The sequence below is a fragment of the Halobacterium sp. KA-4 genome (genome assembly GCF_021028995.1).
GTDB lineage: Archaea > Halobacteriota > Halobacteria > Halobacteriales > Halobacteriaceae > Halobacterium.
This window is the reverse complement of record NZ_JAJJZG010000012.1, coordinates 1-20,984: the sequence shown is the minus strand read 5'-3', so window position 1 is coordinate 20,984 and position 20,984 is coordinate 1. Positions and strand designations below refer to the sequence as shown.

Sequence of the window (20,984 nt, the reverse complement as noted above, 5' to 3'; positions counted from 1 at the left end):
ACCGATGTCGACACGGAGCCAACTCCGATTCGTCCAACGAGTCGAACAGACCGGTGAGACAGATGGCAGCGCCGACCGCGTCGCGCAGGTGTACCGGCATTCGGACGGCTACCCGGGGAGCGTCCTCCGGGAGCTCGTACAGCTGAAAGAGCTTCTCGATGCGACCCGCGCAGAGCGGGGACCGGGCTACACGGCGGCGACGTTCGTGTTCCTCGACAAGCTCTCGACGGTCGACCTCTATCTGGATGGCGACCCAGAGCGAACGATCGACGCGGCTCAGCCAGCGGATCTCCTTGAGCCGTCCAATATGGAGCACTTGGACCAGCCGCTGTTCCTGCTGGGCCACGGCGTCGAGAATCCGGCCGACGGCATCCACGGCGACGAGGAATACCTCTACGTCGTGGAACTCCCGACAGAGAACCCGTTCGACGAGCCGACCGAGTGGACCGTCAAAGTGAGCGGTCACTCCGCGTTCCCCCGCTGGGACGGTCCGACCGACGAGGCCTTCGAGCGGGCGAGCTGGCAGTTCCACGGGTCGCTCGAGGATGCACTCACAAACCTGGTTACTGGATAGCTAGTTCGTCAACCTAAATCCAGAAGCGTATTTATACGAGTGGGTGTTAGGGTATACACAGATGATTTCAAAGGCCGGACTCGCCGTGATTGACGCGCTGAGTACCGGTCGCGAGGCGACGCCAGTAGACCTCGCAACGGAAACCGGGTATTCACAGGCACACATCTACGAGGTGCTCGATGACTTGCTGGACGCGGGGCTCTTGGTCGAACGCCGCGGGCCCAACAACCAGCGGCAAGTCCGTGTCGCGGACCACCCGGTCATTGAAGCATACCGGACGTTGCAGTCGGAACTCAGCCACGTTGAATGGGCCGACCTCCTCTCGCCTGCTACCCTCCAGGTGTGCTGGTTTCTCGACGAGCCCCGCCGAGTATCCGAGATTGCAGAGCGACTCGAGATTACTCGACAAGGCGTTCATAAGGCGCTGTCGCCGCTCAAACATCGGGTGATGCTGTCCCCGTCCGGCCCCGAGTATGCGGTGAGCGAGGACCTCGCACCGCTGCTGGCGTTCGCGCAGGCCGTCGTGACCCACGAGCACCGAACACGAGCCCGGGAGCTCGCGCCGAGTGCAACCGTCGAGTGGTGCGACCCGAAACGCGCACTCGTCCGCGTGCAGACCACCGAGGATGCGGACACGCTCCTGGACGCCCCTGAGTGGCAGGTTACTGGACTCGGTCGATTCGAGGAATACGGGCTACAGTTCTTCCTCGCGGGCGAACCCGCGTTCTGGTATGCACCCGACGAGGAACTCACGCCCGCCGACGTAGTGTGTCACACGCTCGTTCTCGATAGCGGCTCCCGTCGCGTTAGCTATGCAATGCTGTTGATCGAAAAGTTGGACATCGACCAAGAGACGCTCACAGACACTGCAGCGTGGTACGATCTGGAATCCACGATCGCTGCGATGTACCAGGCACTGCAGGAAGGGGTTGAGGACGCGGACGAGCTCCCTGTCGTCCTTCCAAGTGAATCAGAATTTATGGCGCTCAAAGAGCAGTACGGAGTCGTATGACTGTATTCAAGGGTGGCGAGGCGATCAAAGCGTTCCTCGAGGAGTTCGACAGTTGGCTCTCGGAGTCCGTGACGGTGTATCTCCTCGGCGGATCTGCGATGACAGTGCGGGGATTGAAAGACCAGACCGAAGATATCGATCTCGCAGTGGGTGTGGTGTCCGAGTTCGAGCACGTCCACCAGACGCTCACGTCGCAGGGATTCACGGTTGTCGATGAACCGACGGAGTCGTTCGAGGGCGTCGGAAAAACCGTCGAACTACATCACGAAGATCGCGGGTTTCGGATCGATCTCTTCGAACGGCAGATCGTCGGAAAAGTCTGGATCACCGACCGGATGCACGACCGGGCCGCGGAGTTCTGGGTCGGGACCCACGCGACAGCATTCGTCCTCTCCGATGAGGATATGTTCTTGCTCAAAGCGGTTTCCGGTGGTGACCTAGCAAGTGGCCGGCGACGCGACATCGAGGATATACGGACGTACGCCCAGCGAGGGGTAAACTACGAGGTGATTCTGAACGAGATCAACGAGCAGCGACCGTTCAACACCGGCGCGACTGAAGCACAGCAGATCCGCGACCGCTCGCATCCGCTGTTCGCAATCGAGATGGCGGTGAACTCCCTCTCGGGACTCCCAAACACGTTCACCGCCCGTATCGAAGAATTTGCGACAGAATTCGAAATCGAATACACCGTTCTTGGAGCAGTGGACGATGGGATCGACGACGTCGACACGATCCGAGAGCGCGTCCTCGCGAATGTGCGGGCGCTGTCGGACCACCAGGAAAATGCCGTCGATGACGCAATTGACCGACTGGTCACCAAGCAGATTCTCGAGCGCGACGGCGAGACGGTTCGACGCCGGTGAACTGGTACTTCGTCCGCAGTTGTTGTTTGTCGCCCCCCGAGGGGTGCGGGGGGTGTTCGAAGGAGCCTCCGCGGACCAACCGATGAGTGGAATAAGCAACCCACACTCGCACGAACAGTCACGGATCTCGGATAATTCCGATGTCGTCTACGTCGGTTACCGTCGTCAAGGCCGCGTTATCGTCGAGAAACGACCCGGCGAAGAACAGCTGACACCGGAGCGAAGTCTTGAACTAGTAAATCACAGTCCAAGCGGATTCGAGGTTGGGTATTGTGGCAGTGGACCGGCCCAACTCGCGCTTGCACTCCTGCTCGATTACACCGACGACGAGGACGTCGCCCTCGCTGAATACATGGAATTCAAGACAGACGTCGTGAGCCAGCTAGAGTGTACAGGACCCGATGGGTGCTGGCGGCTCACTGGACGCGAGATCGACGCAGCCCGTCGCGAGCTCGCCGACGAACCGGTTGCGCTGTCCGCCTGAAATCCATTCTAGAGAGCAATCCATGGCAGAACCCACTCAGCAGTCGCACATGTCCGCCGAATCGACGGAGAACACTGAGCGACAGGCACCAACCGAGTACGTCGAGCGAAGCGACGTCGGCGTCTCACTCACCGTGAAGCTCACTCGCGGCACTGGCACCCGCGATCAGGACAAAATCGTGGCCAAAGCGAAAGGCAAGACGCTCGAAGATGCCCGCGAGGACATGGAAATCCTCCGGGAGTACATTCACGATCTCGCTGAGGACGCTCGCCAGATCCAGCCAGCAGCCCCACACGAAGAGTAATTCTTTTAGGTGTTGCACAGAATTGTGTAACCATAGGATGTACGAAGTATGCGGTGAGAAGGAACTCAAGGTCATCCTCGCGCTTGACCAAGGCGATTCCATCTCCGGCGTCGCGCGAAAGATCGACGAGAACCGAGAGACGATTCGGCGCGTCATGAACCGCATCGAAGAAGCGGGATACGTCGCGTACGATGATGGCCTCCAGCTCGTCGATCAGACGCTCCGAGACGCCGGTCTCGAGTTCCTGACGACGGCAGCAGACATCTCACCACCATCCATCTCGGAGGCGTACGTCATCCCGCAGTTCGCCGGCCTGGACTATGCATTCACATCCATCGATGCAGTATACGTCTGGACCCAGGGCGGCTACCAAGTCGCTCGCGACCCGGAGGATTATCCCCTGTTCATCGCTGTTCGCGAGCAGGACGTCGACGCCTGGGAGACATTCTTCGATCGGTTCGGAATCCCGACTGCGGAAGAACGCCAGCCCGCTGAAGACCTTGATTGCGCCATTCAGGTTGTCCTCGAGCCCCGGCCACAGATCGATGCCGAGATGGTCGACGGACGGCCTGTCATTCCGCTTCAGGAAACCGTGGCATTCGCGAACGAGTACTACGCAACCTTTCAGTCTGCCCTCGACATGCTCGGCCGAATGTACGACGACGTCGACACCGATGCGAATTATCGCCGAGAGCCCGCCTGAGCATGAGCCAGGAAGACCGCAGTGACGCGCTCATCCAAGTCCTCGATGAACTGGAGCAGTCAAACATTGGATTCGTCCTCGTTGGTGGATACGCGATCAGTCAGTTCGAGACGCGGTTCTCGACCGACCTCGACCTCGTCATTGCACCAGATGACTACAAGGACGTCGTGGCGTTTCTGGAACAACATGGCTTCGAACGGACAACCGAGTTCGAAGTCCCAGCAGAAGAGACAATCTACAACCGGGAAATCGACTGCTTCGAACGAACCGAAGGACTGCCCCATCCGGTCGGTGTGGACATTCTCGTGAACGGACTTGGGTGTCGACAAACCGAAGCAGAGTGGTCGTTCGACTATCTATGCACGCACAGCTCCCCGACGACGATTTCAGGCGGGACTCGGTCGACGACTGCACGAGCCGCTGATGGGGAAGTGCTCGTTGCCGCCAAGCTCCATAGTGGCCGGAAAACGGATCTCGCAGATGTCCTTGCTGCGATCCCCTCGATCGACTTAGATCTAGTCGAGACACATCTGCATCGCGGCGATGCTGATGCCCTTCGGGAACAGCTCAGTGACGCACAAGCGTTCATCGAAGAGGGCGGACTCGATCACCGATTCAAGAGCTTGTTCGGCCAATCGTCGGCATCGGCTGAGGACATCGAGATCCTCCTCGAGTTTCTCAAGCGACAACAGAAGTGAGACAGCGGTCACCGCGACAGCAGCAGTACCGGTAGCTGCGAATCCGTTCCCGTAGCTACGGAAGACGGAAAGCGAGTTAGAGCGGTTTGTTGCCGCCTTGAAAAGGCGGAGGCGAACATACGTGAGTGACTCGTCAGACCAAGCTGCAGAACCAGATGGTCTCACACCGGAGCAACGGCTCGACCCACCAAGCACGCGACTCATCAACGCCGGTATCGTGACGATCAACGACATGGAGACGCTGCGAGCCTGCGTCGCCTACGAGAACGCGAATCAGCAACGGGTCCAGATCCTCCGCCGACTCAAACAGCGGGCTACCGAGATCCGCTCCCAGGGCGACTGACGCGACACTCGGAGGTGTCTGTCGGAGCCTCGGTGGGTGGAGGCTCAATCCAAATGAGCGAGCGACCCGAAATCGAGATTCAACAGCAGACCGCGTTCGGTGATGATGGCCAGCTCGAAGTCACAGAGACGAGCGTCGAAACCTCACTCGAGGACTTCGGCGCTGACGTGGATCATCGCGACCGGGATTCACGTCTCGATCGGCCCGAGTCGAGTGAGTTCGGCGTCGACGACCGGCCTGAAGTTGAGCAACCATCCGAGGGTGAACAGTCCAGTCTCTTCGCCGATACAGCCGAGGACCAGCAGACGCTCGCCGGCGACGATGCGGCCGCTCGCTGTCTTTTCGAGGAACAACGATGACACGACTCACCAATTGGACGCGAGAGAGCCGTACTCCAATCCTGGCGTACCGAAATACAGAGATCAACGTTCGAGCAGCCCTGCACCGAGCGCCGGACTCGTACGTGCATAAGTGGCGGGCCGCGATTCTCGTCGACGGCTATCCCGTATGGTCGCGCGGATTCGCGACGAAGGAAGCCACATCACTTCGTGACGAACTCCGAAAGCGCCCTCAGCCTGAACTACCCTGTCCAGAGTGTCCTAACGAAGACGTCGTCGTCGTCCAGAAGAGTGCTGACGGCGCGAAGGTACAACGGTGGTTCGAGTGTCGAGACTGCGGCTACGAAAGCCGCTCAGCAATCGTCTACGGCGCCGAGCGCTAATTCCCCTAGTAGAACAGACAAAGCCTTAGAAAACCGGCGTCGTGAGATCCACCATGGATTGTACAGAGTGCGGTGAACCGGTCGACGAAACAAAGGATCTCGATGTTCCTGAAACAATCCTTGAGCACGGAACAGCGAAGGTTGACCCATCAAAGTCCAAGGTCACCCAGTTGGATCAGTACGCGGATGAGATTAAGGAACACGTCGAGGCGAAGAACGGCACCGAAGACCTCTTGCCCATCATCAAAGCCATCGAAGATGCGGATAGCTACTGCGTCGGTACAGGCCTCAGTATGGGTGAGAGCCCGGACAAGATAATCTTCTATATCCACTGAACATTCAGCGAGAGCGCATTAGTCTCCTCGAGTACGCTCGTCTGGCATGGGTTTTTCGACCCCACAGAGGGGTGCGGGGAATTCGAAGACCCGCGTTCGACCTATGAAGACGAATTCGACCAACCACCCACGAGCGGCAGTACAGGATGATAGTGAACGGTGCCAGGCAAACGCAGACCACGTCGAGTACGTAGGCATGCGCGTCGACGGAACTCCGGTGGTGCTGAAGCTCACAGAGCACGAGCGCCTCTCCCCCGACCGAAGCCTCGAGCTCGCGCGACATAGCCCATCAGGATTCGACTGGGGCTACACAGGGAGCGGTCCGGCGCAACTCGCCTGCGCGCTCCTGCTCGACTACTACTACTACTACTACTACGAGAGCGGCGCCCACCAGCACTACATCCAGTTCCGCAACGCGGTGGTGAGCCAACTAGCGTGCGATGGCCCGGCTGACTGCTGGCATCTCACCGGCGACGACATTGAAGCCGCACGTGCCGAGTTCCAGGACAACCATCCCCTCACTCCAGATGGTGGGGAACCGTCGCCATCGCTGCCGGCGAATTGGAGCGCCGTGAGCCGGTCAGTCCAGACGGTCTTCCAACGCCGGGACATCGACCACTACGTCGTTCTCGGCGACGGGAGCGAGGAATGGCTCATTCTACTCTGCGCTCAGGGCGACCGAGCGTATCCCGCCCCGCTCGACGTGCGAACGCTCCCGGTCGAGGATGACCCTGCGCCCGCTGTTCAGGAACTCGTGGCTGAGAGCAACGACCTCGTTGATCCCAAAGAGGGGGATGTCAGATAGATCGGGATCAGGAGTAGGCGACGTTTTCGCGGTGCTCAAACTCAATATAACGGAAAGTATAATGCTGCGGGATAAAAATACGACTTTCAACAATGGCGGAGTTCGTGGCAGTCGATGCCTCAAAACATCAAGATGATGATGGAGTCTATCTCGTTGGCGTTGCATTAGAGGTAAGTAGCGGTTCTAATTTCGACGAGTATTATTTTGAACAAGTCTCTGATTTCGTAGATGAATATGATATAGAGCTAGGTCATAATACTATTAAATCAAGTGATGTTCAAAACAGAGTGCCCACTTTCGAGATTACTAAAGCCGTAGATGATATTATAGAACGGTTAGCGAACAATCCAGCAATAAAGAATATCCACATTACCGTCGGATGGTTCAAAGATGATGTGGTTATTGGAGAAGGTGGAAAAGAAATATCGGGTATTCGTTATACCGACGATTATCTAAGCCAATTTTTCCCCATAATTACGTTATGGGATTTCCACCGAAATACTGCTGATTGGGATGATGTCCCTGATGAGGCTTGGTTAGACAATGTTCAAGGGAAGATTACGAAGGCGTGGAAATATGTTGGAAACCAATTTGATCTGAAAATCGTGCCTCATGGCGACTCAACCTACCCATCATTGTCTACAGCTGATCTCATTTCTAACAACTTAGCTAGAACTCTGCCTAAGAACAAAGATTACGATGAATTGCCCTCGGCCGCACATGGTACAGTCACTGGCGAATATATCGACAGTTCAGGGCCAAGGGTAAATGCGGAGTCTGTTAGCGAAAATCATGAAAACTCAGATCATATTGTCCCTACCCATCGTTATTCGATCCAGAGCGAACTTCATTTCCCTCATCCAGCTATGTTCATATATGACGATATTTTCTCAGGCTTTGATCAACGTGTACTGCCTCAAACAGATTTCCATGCTTACGCCCGAAAATGGGCTCAAGACAATGCAGGCTGTGTGGTGAAAATGGAACCACATCGGTTGCCCTCTGTCGTTAGGAGCGGTGACCATATTGTCTATACTAGGGGAACCGATGCCGACGTCCCAAAACTGCTCAGGGATCTTAATCCCTCCAAGGATATTCACATACTGAGTAGCGATGACTTCTTGGAGGAAATGGAGTATGAATAGGAACCAGGAAGCGCCCCTGTGGGGCACCGCCCTATCTAGAGTAACTTTAGGAGGGAATAAGAAACTTTGGATGACAATACAAGCTATGCACACCTGTACAACTCAACGAGACCCAGTTAATGGGGAGAACTTATGACCAATAGCTACGACGACAGTTTACCGTCACCTGAGCCCAAATATTCCTATGTTTGTTGGATGGATATCATGGGTACTGGTAATAATATGTATCAGAATATCTCTGTAGCCGCACAGAAGATTTTGAATTTCCAAATTTTAGCTAAAGAGGTTGAGAGCGATGGGCTCACGATATACCCAATGATGGACGGAGTTTATATAGTTTCAGAGGACATTCAAGATCTAACTGAATTTATCGAGGTTGCTTTCGAAAATGCAGCACATCAGGTACTTGAAAGGGACACAGAGGGTATGTTCATTATCCGTGGAGGAATCTCATTTGGTCCGATAGTTGAGGGTAAAGATTTTCCGATTGAATTTGACGACGAGGAGTACAGCCAAAATATTGAGTCTCTCCTAATTGGTCCGCCAATGGTGGAAGCATATGGTGTTGAAGAAGATGCGCCACCATTTGGAATTGCAATCCATGATTCTGCCCGTTCTTTCACCCCTAATGATTTCCAATACCAGTGGTACAAATGGTTCAATCCAAGCAATAGGGAATTGGCGAACGAGCTCCGTAAGAAACTGGAGTCCTACTTTGAATATAGCAAGAGGAACTCCCATATTACAAATTACCCAGAAGAAAAAATCGAGCAACATAAGGACATGATGGAGCTATACCTCCCAGAGGTCAAATTGAAAAATAGGGAGTGATTCCAGGTCTCCCAATAAGCTATTGGCTTATCCCAATACTTCGTAACACGGGAGACGATGAGATTCTCTGCGACCGCTGAAGCAACTCGATAGCCGTGAGAGCCGTCCTCTGGAACGAAAATCCATCGCAAAACCAGATGTTACGACCTATCGAGATGAGCGTAAGCTATTTTTGAGTCTGTAAAAGGAGCGCAAGGAACGTGATGAGAGCATAAAGTCGATGATGAATCCAATTCGAGGTAATCACAATGAAAGAGCCAAACTTTCGACACCGGCAAGTGGGTCGAAACGGGGCAATTCAACTTCCTAATCAAGCCAGCCAGAGGTCGTGGGTAAGTGACGGCGGACGAGTCCGATACCGATTCGATTAAGATATTTGAACTGTTACGAGTGCACCTCGCCAAGAGGTTCACAAGTGCGTTAGTATGGGATTCAAGGACCTTGCGCTAGGCTGGACACAACGATACCGCACCTGCTACCATCTGATTTATTCCACCGGCCTGCCTCCAACCCCATAAGTCCGTGAATCTTGTTACAAGGTCCCTCATAAGGCTGTTTCCGGTTCCAGGACAGTCTGTCGGCGACACCGATGAATACAGCGTTGGTGGAACATCGGCGACTGTTTGCTGGATGCCAGACGAAGTTATCGGCGCCCCCGGGAAAACGACAATATTCAATACAATTTGGCTAAACGAGCGGGTTAAATGCGACCTGTCGACCGAGCTTGTTGAGTATCTATTCCTCCACGAACACGGCCACGCCAGCCGAAGCCCTACCGCCCGACTCAAATTCATAGTCCTCACAGTCAGCCTCGCGTCGCTCACTGTAGGTTTCATCTGTCTCACCATCGCCGTCGGTGTGATCGGCGTACTGGATCCGATTTATTCATTGGTTCAGGGTGCCATTGCAGTCTTAATCGGCATCGTTTTCGCCACGCTAACCGGAAAAGGATATCTTCGCGTTATTCGGAACGAAGAGCTACACGCGGAGCTGAACGTTGTTCACGAGTTAGGCACTGAGGAGTTTCGCCGCCGGCACGAATTATTTGAAGAAACCAGAGATCGAGGGCCGATTGAAGTTCTTCAACGCCGCCTCTTCTATCCAACTATGGATATGGTCGTAGCTGCATCTCAAGACCAGTAAGTGTCTGGATCGCGTCCCTTTTTTGCTCCATCAAACGGTGAGGCGCCCACAATGGGTGACTCGTCAAGCCAATCCGAATCAGCAGATGAGGGTCTACCGGAGAAAACGGCTCAAAGCACCGAATACCCACTTATCAACGCAGCCATCGCCACTATCCCAGACATGGTGATGCCCCGAGAGTGTGTCGCCTATGAGAACGCCCACCAGAATCGGACACAGATACTGAAACGATTCGAGTGGAAGGCGGCCGAGTTACGAGAAGACTTGAATGAGTGCCCCGTTAACCAACACAGCACTGTATCGTTAGTTATCGTTGGTTAACAGCTGACCGCCGGTCGTTTTTTCTCCCCCGGAGAGGGTGCGGGGCGGCCAGAGACGGTCGCGCCAGGCCCTACTCATGTCGCTTGATACCAGCACTAGCAGCAGCACTGCACGAGAGATTGCAGCTGCCAGACAAGCCGACGTCGTGGCGTTCCTGCATCGCGCTCCGTTTGTGTTTGACGCCTTCAAACTCGGCTTCTTGCCCGGCTTTCGGGAAGATTGTAGTTATCAGCAGACGCAGTTTCAGCACTTGAACATCCCCGTCGGGATGCTCGATAACGATTTTCGGAATCCCGATCTTGACCGGTACGTCTCCCGATTTTTCGAACACGAGCCCCGAGTCGGCGTGATTGGGGATGCATACGAGCCCGACGACGTCTACGAGTACGTGGCCGCGGCTCGCGAAATCCAGGCGAGCTATCCCGACGCAGAACTCGTCATCGTCCCAAAGTGCCGCGAGGTGATCGACACGATCCCGAACGACCTCGTGCTCGGCTACTCGCGGGGGTACGCCGACCGATTGGCCCACGAGTTCTCCGAGCCGACCGACTGGCGTGGCCGTCGTGTTCACATCTTGGGGGGCAGCCCACCGAAACAGTGGGACGTCATCCAGCAGTTGACCCGACCGACACTCACGGACGACCCACCGGCCGACATCGTCGGCCTCGACTGGAACGGGCTGCATCGCGGCGCGCAGTTCGGGGAGTTCTGGACGGCTGACGGCTGGGATGATAGCGGTCGTGACGCCTCCCACGTCACAGTTCGGAAGACAGTCCGACACAGTCTCGCCCGCATCAAGGCCTTCTGGCAGTCTCACGGCGTCTGGCCCGACTCAACGCCACATAGCGACATCCTCGAAATCGAGTACGAGGGTCCGTCACCGACCAATCTCGATAGCGCTGTGTGTACCGAATGCGAAGCGAACGTCTGGACGACTCGACGCGGTCCCTTCATCGCTGAGTATGATACCGGCGTGCTCTGTGGCTACTGCAGCTACGAGTGCTACTTCTCACATCGCCATCGGAACAACCTGGAGGAGATCGCCAGCGAGCAGAGCGTGTACATTCCACCGGCGTGACGCTACGAGTGGTTTTTCGCGCCCCGGAGGGGGCGAGGGCTCGATCCAAAAAGTCCTCCGAGAAGGTGATTTTCCGTGAGTCAACAACAGCGTCCGAACGATGTCTCGATTGACGACATTCCAGTCGACGTATCGAACACCCAATCAGGCGAGGTCGACCCCGCCGAGGTACCCGAGGAGATTCGGTCGATCACTCGTGGACTCGCAAGCGAGCAACCGCCGACGAATCCGCTCGTCGTCCTGAAGGCCGCCCGCTGGTGGTATATACATGGTAAGGGCGGGACCGATCCTGCGTTCCAGTGGGCCATCGAGTGGGCACGACACCTCGCGACGGACACGCCGAGCGATGTCGACCAGTTCGACGCGTTCCTTGAGTACCTCGTCACGGTCGGCTTCGCTGACGAGAAAGCAGCGCTCCGATAGCAGCTCCGATCTAAACCCCCCGAAGTCGCGCCGATGTTTATCGTGCGCCCCCGAGGGGTGCGGCGCGTCCTGACTTCTCGGAGACGTCGTCGTACTCGATGTGATGCAATCCATGATGACAGCCAGTGAGTCGGGGGTCTCGTTCGAGGAGACCGACACCCGACACGACAAGATGCACAGTACGATCGAAGACTGGATCGACGATCTCGTCGCAGACGTCGACGAGGCAAAAGCCAGCCAACAGTTCCAGGAGTGGCTCGATGTCCAGTCCCGATTCCACGACTATTCTCATCGTAACACCCTCCTGATCAAACTCCAGTGTCCCGAGGCGACCCGCGTGGCGGGCTACAATACGTGGAGATCGGAGTTCGACCGGCACGTCCAAGAGGGCGAACAGGCGATCTGGATCTGGGCACCCATTATTACGAAGCAGTGCCCCGAGTGCGAGAACTCACCGAGCTACCACGAGCAAAGCGACTGTGACTATGACGAGACATCGCCCGAGGAGTGGTCGAAAGGACTGGTTGGATTCAAACCAACGGCAGTCTTCGACGTGTCTCAAACCGAGGGCGAACCGCTACCCGAGCTGGAAACCGAGGCAGCTGGTGACGCCGACGACCTGGTGCCAGCGCTCCTCCATGCGGCAACTACTCTCGATATCGACGTCCGTGTCGTCGACGCTGCCGAGTGGGAGCATGGCGACGCGAAAGGCGTCTGCAAACACCGGACTCTCCACGAGGGCCAGCCCGTCGTCGAAGCGAAAGCCCGCTCAAATCAGGCCGATCTCGCGGTGACATTGGTTCACGAGTACGCCCACGCGCTGCTTCATTTCGATGGCGACGACGAGCCCGAGCGCGCAAAACGCGAGGTCGAAGCGGAAGCCGTTGCGTACATCGTCGGGCGGTATTTCAACCTGGATACGAGCGGGTCAGCGTTCTATCTTGCCGCGTGGCAGGACGACGATGCGGAGAGTATTCAGGAGCGTCTCGGCCGGATCAGTTCGACCGCTCAGGAAATCATCGACACAGTTGTAGAGGGCTGAACACCCCCTTCCCGGCTGTTAACCAACGCCGGAGGGTACTCTGTCGACATTGTTGGTTAATTCGTTCGGCATCCCGACCCCGTGTGTTTCGATCGGTCCCGAGACATACCCATCGACAGTCGATGTTATCGTTCAGAATCGATTCGGCGCTGCTGGTCACGAAGGAACTCAACGACGGCATCGATATCCTGTTCGGGAACCGTTTGCTGTTCGAAGACTCCTTTGAATGCATCTGCGAAATCCTCCGACGTGAGGCGGTTGAGGACAGTCTCGATGCGACCAGCGAGCTTCTCGGATTCTCCGCGATGCAGATGAGTCGCGATCCGGTCGAAATCCGCGCCAGCAGCCAGCACCACCAGATCCCGGGAGTCTGCCTTGCGGCCACTGTGAAGTTTCACGGCAAACAGCAACTCCCGTTCCGGAATCCTGGCTGTTACCGGGCGCCCGGTTCGCAGTTCCTGGGTGACGGAGTGCTGGGTCAGATAGCGATACGACCATTCAGCTTCCGTCTGGCGACAGCCCAACGCGTCGACCATCGCGTCGAACCGAACCGGATTCCCGATGTCCTTCTCAAACCGGATGGTACGGCCCTCGTAGAGCTCGTTTCGCTCGACATCGGCCGTTTTCTCGTAGCCGCGGTCGGTGAGAAGGTCCGTGTAGTCGTCGACCGCTTGGGCCGGAATGACGACGTCGACGTCCGTGGTGAAGCGCTGATTGAACGCCGCGATCGCCCACCCACCGACGAGGACGTATGGCAGGTCAGCGTCAATGACGGCCTCCAGCGTATCCAGCAGCTCGTCTTCGCGTTCACCGAGACTCATGCGTTCAAACGCGGATCCTCGTGGGACGCGTCAATATCGCGGTCGTACTCGTCAGCGATCATCTCCAACGCCGGCTCGTAGTTCACCCGGTACTCCAACATGTGCTCGATTGCATCGTCCAACGGAATGACCGGATTGCCGTCGACCCACTCGCGAGTGATGCCCCCACTCGTCGGGAACAACACGTACGAGACGGTCGCGTCGTAGTCGCTCGCATCCGGCCGCTCTTCGATCCGGCTCGGAATCCCGAACTCATCAAAGAATGCCGTCCACTGCTCAACATCCCGGTCGGCGACCTGGATGAAGATCGGATAATCGTCGTGGCCCCGGGCGATCTGATAGCCGCCGTGGGTCCAGACGTAGACGCCGTCGATTTTCGTGTACGCAAAGGGCATCCCGGCGAAGTGCGGAATGACGTAGCCGTCGTCGATCGAGGGGGGAACAGCGCGAGAAATAGCGGCGACGAGATCGTAGTAGCGATCCCTGACAGCGTAATTCTCGATGTAGACGCCGTCCTCACGCCGGATGAAGCCTGCGTCCTCCAACCGCTCGATCCAGTCGTAGACCCAGGAGTAGGAGCCGTCGATCTTCTGGGCGATTCGACGGATCGAGTCGCCCGGCCGGGCCGCGACCATGATCTTCGCCGCGGTCTCGTCGACGTACTCCATCATTGCTAGTTATCGGTATCGCATCTAACGGTATTAGTCTTGTCCCCCGTATTTCCTATAGAGTTATCTCTATACAGATATATAATTCTTGGCTCCGGTAGTCCGATCCGGCGCAGCATTCGAGCAGAAATGAATTAACCAACAGAGGATACGACTGATCGCTATTTGTTGGTTAAGTCTATCAGCGCCCGCCGAGGGGCGGAGGCGCAGTCCCGTCTCCACGAACTATGACCGACCGATATCTAACGACCGTTCTCGACGAGGCAGAGCGAGTCGCAGAGCACCACGAGCAGGTCGCCCAATCATCAGACCATCCGGAACACGAGTATCTCCGGTACGCCGTCCTTCGGCTGCTCGAAGACGAGGCTGACGACACATCGGTGGAGGTACCGCAGATTGACGGCGTGACTGTCGGCTACGGAGAGGACGACGCGATGTGCAACAGCTGGGACGACGACGTCGAGTGGTGGGAGACGGTTCCGCCGCAGGAGGCATGTACTCGCTTCCGGGTATTCTACCCCGACGAATACGACGCTGTTCCGCGAGTCATCGTCGACGTGATGGCAGCACTCGGGGCGTGGTGTGTCTGGACTGGGAGCGCTGCCGCCTGTGGCTCCTACGACCATCGCGATCGGCGGGAAGTCCACTATCTGTGGCCGGAGGGTCATCCGATTGAAGACCTGCTGCAGGATCAGCTCCAGACTCCTCCCGGCGCCGTGGCGTCGGACGGTGGACGAACTGGCGATGTTCGCGACCGGATGGTCGTCACGAAGCACTCGAACCAGTGTGCAGACCTCGAACCGCGAACTCGACGGGCCGTCGACGAAACAATGGCAGTCTCGCTGCTCAAAAAGGGTGGCCGGTACGAGGTGCAGTCAGCCTCGGGGAGGTGGTACGAGGTCGACGTAATTAGCGAATCCTGCACCTGTCCGGACTGGCAGCAACGAGAGCCCGAGGGCGGCTGCAAACACATCCGCCGGGTAGACCACGAAATCAAGCAAAGACGGGTTCCTCGCCCGGACGGTCGACTCCCGACTGAATCGAACCAGGCGTAATTAACCAACAGAGCTATGAATTGATGGCTTCTGTTGGTTAACACGAGGCGACAGCCAATGCCCTACGAGCCACCGACGCCACCGGCAGAACTCCCGACAGACATCGTCAATTCCCTCAACGGGTACGCTCCAGATCAGCTCCAGCAGGTCGCACGCTACGCCGAGGAGCTAGCAGAGCACAAAGCTCGCGAGGCCCGCCTCGAGGAGCAATCAGATGACGACGAAGTCGAGGATCGGCCGAATGACCTCCCGGACGACGTCCCGTCGAAAGCCACAATCACGATCAAGGAGATCAACGACAACCGGTACTACTACTGGCAGTGGCGGGAGGGAGAAAAAATCAAGTCAAAATATAAATCGCCAGTCAATCCCGACGAATAAGACGAACTCTGCCGACATCTCGTAGTAGATCGGTCACTCTGTGGATTCGCGGGTTCGAGAACCTGCTGACAAACTGCGTTGATGATGAGTGACTGCCCCGTCCCTAACGGGCTGTAGAAGCATATTTGGTGGACGATCCCCTTGGAGTGTAGGCCGTAGGTAGGTAATGGATTCTCGAGCGAGGTCCTGCCTCGAGAGGTGGGTGACACCCCCACCCCTTTTTCGAGTTGTAACAGAACAAGGGTGGGGTGGGGAGAGAAAGCCGAAGAAGGCTCAAACAACTCGAATAACCGGTTTTTAGAGGTATCACGCCTCCTTACCCCGAAATTCTACATAGGACTATAAGATGGGAACCTTTATGTCCCATGGTAGCAAACAACATCCGCACTAGGTGGTTCTCACGAACGATACGTAAGGAAGCTTACGTATCCGTGAGTAGTAGGATCGACATGGGTTTGTTCGAGGAACACCGTGAGAATCGCTGTTTGAAGCTCTCTACCGCAGTTTCGTGGTGTTTCGATCTCGTCTAACAGCTCATCTGTCCCTCCCGCTGTTGTGCGTTACAACTCGAAAAAGGGGTGGGGGTGTGAGGACTCTCCCGTGGAGTAGTGGTCAAGCTGGTCTTCGAGGATGGTTCGTGACTTCTCTTGGGTGGGTTCTCAACGGGTGGGCTGAACTACTTCCGACCAATACTATTGATATGACACGACCGGGCGTCAAGAATATCTCGAAACCGTGTTAGAGGCTCCCAATCCGTTACAACTCGAAAAAGGGGTGTGTGGCTAGATTCAATTTAATCTTTGACACGACTATACAACTCGAAATAGGGGTGCGTCTCTGTATCGAAACCGGTTCGACACTTAGAATGAGGAGACTGCCGACTCAGTAACTCCACCGGGTGAATCTTCGAGATTACAAATCGAAATAGGTTGCCTTTACCTATTTATAGTAGGCCCACAGAGGATTGGGTATGGGTGATGAATCGCCGGTTACAGATAACCAGACGGAACAGTCTGAATCTATAACGGAGGTTCCCGGAGAGCACGGAGAGAGTAACTCCGAGGAGTCTACCAGCAGTCAAACTACGCTCGACGATTCTGGTAGCGGGATCTCGATTATGGACGAGCTCCAATCTGAATCTGTTGAGACTGTCTTCGAAAACAAGGATTTGGTTCGTCCGGATACGATAATCGACGAAGATCGGATCGTTGGTCGCGATGAGCAGTTGAAGACCGTCATCACAAATCTCAAACCCGCTCTCCAGAACCACGGCATTCCGGAGATGTTGCTGACTGGGCCGTCTGGAACGGGGAAATCCCTGATTATCCATGCTGTCTGTAAGAAAATCGTCGAGCTGAGTGAGGCTCAGGGAATGCGGTTCGGTGTGTTTTCAATAAACTGCGAGGGCCCAGGTACGACCAGTCGTGCAGTCTATCGTCTCATTCAAGAAGCGACGGCAAATATCGATGAAGAACCGGGTGTTCCCGAGAGTGGGGTCTCGACAGATCAGAAACTCGAGCGCCTGTGGGAAATCATGCGCGAACACTATGACGGCGTAATTTTCGTCTTAGACGAGGTCGACATGCTCGACGGCCCATACTCGGAACCAGAATATAATTCACTCCTTTACCAACTCTCGCGGGCTCGAGACCTCGGCCGGTTTGATGGCCCCGTTTCCGTCACTGCGATAACCAACTACGTCGATTTCATGTCTGATCTCAATAGCCGCGCGAATAGCTCATTCAATCCAGACGAGATCTTCTTCGAGGATTACGACGCAACGCAGCTTCGACATATCCTCCGCAATCGTGAAGACGCCTTCAAGCCTGAGGCTCTCGCGGATGACGTCGTCCCACTCGTCGCCGCGTTCGGCTCTCAGACACACGGTGATGCACGGAAGGCTATCGATCTGCTTCGGTGGTCCGGGGAATTAGCCGATAAACAAGGAGACGAGCGTGTCGAAGAATCACACGTCCGGACTGCCCAGGACCGATATGACTCCGATCGGAAATTACGGCATATCGGTGGACTCTCGACGCAAAAGAAGCTCTGTATCTTCGCCGTTGCTGCGACAGACCACTACTCAAATGCCAGTGTGGACTGGATTCCCGCCGGACCCTCCTACAGCCTCTACCAGTTCGTCTGTGACACTCTCGGAGCTGATTCCTATGGCCGAGAAACCTTCGTGAACCATGTTACTGAACAGGCGACCTATGGCATCCTTGAGTTCGACCGTCGTGGTCGAGGACGGGGAAAAGGCATCCACATGCACTTCGACCTCGCTGAAGACCCTGAGTCGATTATGGAACGAATCCTGGAGGACGATCGTTTTGCTAACCTGGAACAAGAAGAAGAGATGATGCGCTCTATCGCGAAATCGAAAATGAACGGGTTTCTGAACTAGAGTCCCGACTGAGGCTTCCGATTTGACCCCCCCTTTCGTTTACAACTCGAAATAGGGGTGTGTCTCGGATATCGATCTTCGATACGGGAGCGGCCGTTCGCGTTACAACTCGAAATAGGGGGTGTGTTTTTGCGATGTACTCACAAGTGGATGCTCATCGCGATCCGCAGCTGCCTTCATTTCGAGTAGGCAACTGTGGACATCGTCCCTGAAGCTGGAATACCGGATAGATGGGCTGTAGAGGGCGTAGGCGGCATATTTACATCTCGAAATAGGGGTGTCTTACAACACGAAATAGGGGTGTCCACCGCACCCCTATCCCATTTACAACTCGAAAAACGGGGGCTGGTCAGGTCCAGACCGTGATACCACGTACCTGAGTTTCATCGAGTTCTCGTCGAATATCGGTTCGATCGGCCGTGTTGAATCGCCATACAGCAGCGAGGTAGGCCGCTAAACCAAAGGAGTTGAAGCGGGAGAGTGCGGTTGTCTATGACGCAAATCTCCCGCTTCATCGGGGAAGTTGTGCCGGTTGCTCAAAGAGTTACTGGCGATGGAGGCGAATCCGCCGCCCCGGACGGTGGCGGTGGATTCGCCGACTACGCACTCGTTTCCCTCCACTGTCTGCGGATTTACCTCGATACATCGTACCGCATGACGATCGACCTGCTCAAAGAGATGCCACAAATAACTGGGGAGATCGGCCTCGACGCGGCCGATCTCCCCGCGTCCTCCACGTTGTGTAAGGCGTTCGACCGGATCAGCATGAGCGTCTGTCGAGTGCTGCTGCGCCAGTCGGCGCAGCTGCACGGTCTCTCTGAACACGCTGCCATCGACGCTACGTTCTACGACCGCTCACCAGCCAGCCGCCACTACTGCCAGCGAATCAGCTACCGCGTTCAGAAGCTGAAAGTCACGAAGCTCGTCGATACAGCGTCTCAGGCTGTCCTTGACGTTCACTGCTCAACGAATCGGGAAGGAAGCGACGCAGACCTCGCTGAGCAGATCGCCCGCCGGAACGCGGGCGATCTGCGGTCTCTCGCGGCCGATAAAGGCTATGACAAGCAATCGCTTCGTGAAGGATTGCGCGACCTCGGGATCAGACCGCTGATCAAGCACCGCATCTTCGCTCCGTACGACCACGCACACAACGCCAGAATCGACGATAACCGCTACAATCAACGCTCTATGACCGAAACCGTGAACTCGGCTGTGAAGCGCTCGCTCGGCTTCGCCGTGCGAGCGCGGTCATGGTTCCGTGAATTCCGCGAAATCGCGCTGATGTGTGTCGTCTATAACATCAAACGCTTCGTCAAACAGTGAATCTCTCCGCCTTACAGCGATTCAACACAGCCCTTTCAAGCCTGCTCTTGACTCTGTGGCATCTCTGTCGCGTATTGTTCAGCTAAATCGACTACGTCGTAGACGTGAATTCCAGTTTTGAACCACAGCACTCGATCGGCGGCGCTCCCGAACTCCTCGCTTGCACAATCCAGCCGCTCTGAGACAGCCAGCACGAAATTGTCGGCCTCCACCTTTCGAATCTTCTCCAGCTTCGCGTCTAGATACTCGGGTGTCCAGAAGCCGACGATCTCGAGAATCGCACGCCTGCCATCGGGATGCTCGATCGCGAAGTCGGGAATCATCACCTCAGCACCCAGATCGAAGACGTCGTCTTCCCGCACCAACTCCCAGTCCGTATTCGCTCGCTCCCATTTATCGGCGAGCGTCCGCTCCACGTCGCTATCGAACCGCTTGCCAACACTGTAGTGCGAATCGAGGCCCTCTGTGTGATCGAGTGCGAACTGTCGCGTCGCGCCGGCCGTTTCGTCGACGAGAATCTTCGCCGTCATCCCCCACCGGTCACAGAGGGGCAGCGCCGGCAGGAAGTTCGCCATCCGGATCCCGTACTTCTGCGACTTCGAGAACAGCGACGCCGGGCCGTCCAGTACGGCCTCATATCCTACGGCCTGGTCCGTGCTCGCGACGCGCTCACCGTCGGCGTCGATCGGATAGATGCGATGCATCAACCCGAACAGCTTCACGTAGCTGAACACCGTCCCGAAGTGGTCCCACACCCGAATCCGCATTTCTGTGGCGTCGTAGAGCACCGCCTGAGCGAGCGCGAGGTTGTAGCGCGTCAACAGCCAGTCCACGGTGAGGTCCGTGTGTTCGTACGCCGCGTCGCTGCTGCCGGTCAGGTTGGTCGTCGACGTCGACGCATCTTCATCACTGGCGTACTGGTCGGCCGTCCGCGTGCCGATTCGGACGAGTCGCTTGTTGTCTTCGAGATCGGCGTACATCCCTCGATAGCACTCCTCGAGCGACACCCCAAGGTCGTCAGCGACCGCGCTGTACACCTCCAGTTTCTGAGTGTCCTCGCCGAGCGTCGGCTGCCGGACGATCGGATAGCGCTCGTTGGCTTTCTCGAACAACCGCCGGCGGATCTCACGCGGTTCGACGGAGGCGACGACCTCGAATTCACACTCAGTACCTCACAAAGCATCCTCGGCTAGCTGTTTCTGAAGCCTGAATTCTGTGGCGGAGCGGTTGCACCGGCGGTCTCGATGTGAGAATCTTGGACGAACCAATAGAGAGCTGTCGCTGTCGGCGGCGGTCAGCCGCCGACTCGACAGCGTTGCCACTCCGAGCGGGGGGCTAACTCCGTCACTGATTACCGGTGGAACCGATCATCAGGTGGCCGATTTGCGGGGACGGCCCGACGCACCGCGAGGGCCGTCCACGCTGCTCGGGTTACCATATCGATGAACTCCTCGAAAGGCCACCACCAGAGGCGACGCCCGCCTCGGCGGGGCGTCGCCACGTA

At 56.4% G+C, this 20,984-nt stretch carries 25 protein-coding genes and 3 pseudogenes; 23 read left to right on the top strand and 5 right to left on the bottom strand.

The genetic code is table 11. The features are described from left to right. Positions 1-4 precede the first annotated feature (4 nt). The 19 genes from LPA44_RS12155 to LPA44_RS12060 all read left to right on the top strand — a co-directional run bounded on the left by LPA44_RS12155 (position 5) and on the right by LPA44_RS12060 (position 12,828). Positions 5-574: a hypothetical protein gene (locus LPA44_RS12155; protein ID WP_123115075.1), complete on the top strand. Its 570-nt coding sequence runs from the start codon at positions 5-7 to the stop codon at positions 572-574. 61 nt (positions 575-635) lie between these two features. Next, entirely contained in the window at positions 636-1,586 is a 951-nt protein-coding gene (locus LPA44_RS12150) for a winged helix DNA-binding protein (RefSeq protein WP_123115074.1), read from the top strand. After that, a complete protein-coding gene (locus LPA44_RS12145) occupies positions 1,583-2,452 on the top strand; it encodes a hypothetical protein (RefSeq protein ID WP_123115073.1) in 870 nt (289 codons plus the stop codon). Before LPA44_RS12150 ends, LPA44_RS12145 begins: the two co-directional genes overlap by 4 nt. An 82-nt stretch (positions 2,453-2,534) precedes the next feature. Continuing rightward, positions 2,535-2,936 (top strand): DUF6166 domain-containing protein, encoded by a 402-nt coding sequence (locus tag LPA44_RS12140; RefSeq protein WP_123115219.1) that lies wholly within the window; start codon positions 2,535-2,537, stop codon positions 2,934-2,936. Positions 2,937-2,958: 22 nt separating this feature from the next. After that, positions 2,959-3,240 (top strand): DUF7389 domain-containing protein, encoded by a 282-nt coding sequence (locus tag LPA44_RS12135; RefSeq protein WP_123115072.1) that lies wholly within the window; start codon positions 2,959-2,961, stop codon positions 3,238-3,240. A 37-nt stretch (positions 3,241-3,277) separates the two neighbouring features. Next, a complete protein-coding gene (locus LPA44_RS12130; protein ID WP_058365827.1) occupies positions 3,278-3,943 on the top strand; it encodes a helix-turn-helix domain-containing protein in 666 nt (221 codons plus the stop codon). 2 nt (positions 3,944-3,945) lie between these two features. Beyond that, positions 3,946-4,641 (top strand): nucleotidyltransferase family protein, encoded by a 696-nt coding sequence (locus LPA44_RS12125; RefSeq protein ID WP_058365828.1) that lies wholly within the window; start codon positions 3,946-3,948, stop codon positions 4,639-4,641. A 121-nt stretch (positions 4,642-4,762) separates the two neighbouring features. After that, a complete protein-coding gene (locus LPA44_RS12120) occupies positions 4,763-4,984 on the top strand; it encodes a hypothetical protein (RefSeq protein ID WP_058365829.1) in 222 nt (73 codons plus the stop codon). A gap of 53 nt (positions 4,985-5,037) precedes the next feature. After that, entirely contained in the window at positions 5,038-5,343 is a 306-nt protein-coding gene (locus tag LPA44_RS12115; protein ID WP_058365830.1) for a hypothetical protein, read from the top strand. Next, the gene (locus tag LPA44_RS12110; protein WP_230889835.1) at positions 5,340-5,705 is read left to right on the top strand and encodes a DUF7568 family protein; all 366 of its coding nucleotides are present in this window, start codon (positions 5,340-5,342) and stop codon (positions 5,703-5,705) included. Before LPA44_RS12115 ends, LPA44_RS12110 begins: the two co-directional genes overlap by 4 nt. A gap of 53 nt (positions 5,706-5,758) precedes the next feature. Then, entirely contained in the window at positions 5,759-6,040 is a 282-nt protein-coding gene (locus LPA44_RS12105; protein WP_123115070.1) for a hypothetical protein, read from the top strand. Between the two features lie 103 nt (positions 6,041-6,143). Next, positions 6,144-6,845, top strand: coding sequence for a DUF6166 domain-containing protein (locus LPA44_RS12100; RefSeq protein ID WP_442903383.1), 702 nt, complete (start codon positions 6,144-6,146; stop codon positions 6,843-6,845). Positions 6,846-6,937: 92 nt separating this feature from the next. Beyond that, positions 6,938-7,990, top strand: coding sequence for a hypothetical protein (locus LPA44_RS12095; protein ID WP_230889833.1), 1,053 nt, complete (start codon positions 6,938-6,940; stop codon positions 7,988-7,990). Between the two features lie 132 nt (positions 7,991-8,122). Beyond that, entirely contained in the window at positions 8,123-8,821 is a 699-nt protein-coding gene (locus tag LPA44_RS12090) for a hypothetical protein (protein ID WP_230889832.1), read from the top strand. 630 nt (positions 8,822-9,451) lie between these two features. After that, the gene (locus LPA44_RS12085; protein WP_230889831.1) at positions 9,452-9,964 is read left to right on the top strand and encodes a hypothetical protein; all 513 of its coding nucleotides are present in this window, start codon (positions 9,452-9,454) and stop codon (positions 9,962-9,964) included. Between the two features lie 51 nt (positions 9,965-10,015). Continuing rightward, the gene (locus LPA44_RS18375; RefSeq protein ID WP_230889830.1) at positions 10,016-10,285 is read left to right on the top strand and encodes a hypothetical protein; all 270 of its coding nucleotides are present in this window, start codon (positions 10,016-10,018) and stop codon (positions 10,283-10,285) included. 76 nt (positions 10,286-10,361) lie between these two features. Further along, positions 10,362-11,363, top strand: a complete 1,002-nt coding sequence (locus tag LPA44_RS12070) for a DUF6610 family protein (protein WP_269070071.1) — start codon at positions 10,362-10,364, stop codon at positions 11,361-11,363. A 75-nt stretch (positions 11,364-11,438) separates the two neighbouring features. Beyond that, positions 11,439-11,786: a hypothetical protein gene (locus LPA44_RS12065; protein WP_006184811.1), complete on the top strand. Its 348-nt coding sequence runs from the start codon at positions 11,439-11,441 to the stop codon at positions 11,784-11,786. Between the two features lie 112 nt (positions 11,787-11,898). Continuing rightward, complete coding sequence (locus LPA44_RS12060; RefSeq protein WP_137685132.1) at positions 11,899-12,828, top strand: ArdC-like ssDNA-binding domain-containing protein; 930 nt, start codon at positions 11,899-11,901, stop codon at positions 12,826-12,828. Positions 12,829-12,953: 125 nt separating this feature from the next. On the opposite strand, the gene LPA44_RS12055 is transcribed toward LPA44_RS12060, so the two are convergent. After that, a complete protein-coding gene (locus LPA44_RS12055; protein ID WP_137685133.1) occupies positions 12,954-13,649 on the bottom strand; it encodes a nucleotidyltransferase domain-containing protein in 696 nt (231 codons plus the stop codon). Next, the gene (locus LPA44_RS12050) at positions 13,646-14,317 is read right to left on the bottom strand and encodes a helix-turn-helix domain-containing protein (RefSeq protein ID WP_137685141.1); all 672 of its coding nucleotides are present in this window, start codon (positions 14,315-14,317) and stop codon (positions 13,646-13,648) included. Before LPA44_RS12050 ends, LPA44_RS12055 begins: the two co-directional genes overlap by 4 nt. Before the next feature lie 227 nt (positions 14,318-14,544). On the opposite strand from LPA44_RS12050, the gene LPA44_RS12045 reads away from it, so the two are divergent. Together LPA44_RS12045 and LPA44_RS12040 are read left to right on the top strand one after the other, a co-directional pair. Further along, complete coding sequence (locus LPA44_RS12045) at positions 14,545-15,372, top strand: hypothetical protein (RefSeq protein WP_230889829.1); 828 nt, start codon at positions 14,545-14,547, stop codon at positions 15,370-15,372. Positions 15,373-15,429: 57 nt separating this feature from the next. Next, on the top strand, positions 15,430-15,753 hold the full coding sequence (locus tag LPA44_RS12040; RefSeq protein WP_230889828.1) for a hypothetical protein: 324 nt from the start codon (positions 15,430-15,432) through the stop codon (positions 15,751-15,753). Between the two features lie 29 nt (positions 15,754-15,782). On the opposite strand, the pseudogene LPA44_RS18370 reads toward LPA44_RS12040, so the two are convergent. After that, positions 15,783-15,924: pseudogene (locus LPA44_RS18370) on the bottom strand (cell division control protein Cdc6); the annotation flags it as partial. A gap of 799 nt (positions 15,925-16,723) precedes the next feature. On the opposite strand from LPA44_RS18370, the gene LPA44_RS12035 reads away from it, so the two are divergent. Next, positions 16,724-18,157, top strand: a complete 1,434-nt coding sequence (locus LPA44_RS12035; protein ID WP_222609070.1) for a Cdc6/Cdc18 family protein — start codon at positions 16,724-16,726, stop codon at positions 18,155-18,157. Between the two features lie 492 nt (positions 18,158-18,649). Next, positions 18,650-19,480, top strand: a complete 831-nt coding sequence (locus LPA44_RS12030) for an IS5 family transposase (RefSeq protein WP_230889827.1) — start codon at positions 18,650-18,652, stop codon at positions 19,478-19,480. A gap of 35 nt (positions 19,481-19,515) precedes the next feature. On the opposite strand, the pseudogene LPA44_RS12025 reads toward LPA44_RS12030, so the two are convergent. Together LPA44_RS12025 and LPA44_RS12020 are read right to left on the bottom strand one after the other, a co-directional pair. Then, positions 19,516-20,646 (bottom strand): annotated as a pseudogene (locus LPA44_RS12025) (DUF790 family protein); the annotation flags it as partial. Between the two features lie 185 nt (positions 20,647-20,831). Beyond that, positions 20,832-20,984: pseudogene (locus tag LPA44_RS12020) on the bottom strand (ISH3 family transposase); the annotation flags it as partial.